Genomic DNA, 454 nt, shown 5'->3' on the forward strand with positions numbered 1-454 from the left:
ACCGTAGACTTTGCAGAGTGTGGCGGGAGCAAGCCGCCGTTTTCCCTGAACCGGGAAGCAGACTGCCCGTAACGGGCGCGGAAGGCCCGCGCGAAGCTGCAGCAGTTGTCGAATCCGCTGGCCGCGGCGACCTCGCCCACCATCATGTCGGTGTCGCGCAGCAGATCTGCGGCCCGCTCCAGGCGCAACCGTGCCGAAAGCGACTGGGGGCTCTCTTCATACAGGCTCTGGAAGGTCTTGGAGAGATACCAGCTGGAGAAGTTGGTCAGCTCGGCCAGTTCGCCGATCCGCACCACGCGGTGGCTGTTGCCCTCCAGATAGAGACGGGCGCGCTGCATGCGGCCGAACACCTGGCGCTTGCGGCTGCGTGAGCGACCGGGGCAGCGCTGTACGTTGTCGGCTAGGTCACGCTGCAGGCCGGCCAGATGCAACAACAGCGGGCGCAGCGCCTGCG

At 66.5% G+C, this 454-nt stretch carries 1 protein-coding gene; it reads right to left on the reverse strand.

All coding sequences use genetic code 11. The annotated features are described in order from the left end of the window. On the reverse strand, positions 1–454 hold a 454-nt coding region (locus ACTHTS_RS11190), incomplete at both ends, for a helix-turn-helix transcriptional regulator (protein WP_440370080.1).

It is taken from the genome of Neisseria sp. P0019.S003 (assembly GCF_051957115.1).
Taxonomy (GTDB): Bacteria; Pseudomonadota; Gammaproteobacteria; order Burkholderiales; family Neisseriaceae; genus Neisseria; species Neisseria flavescens_D.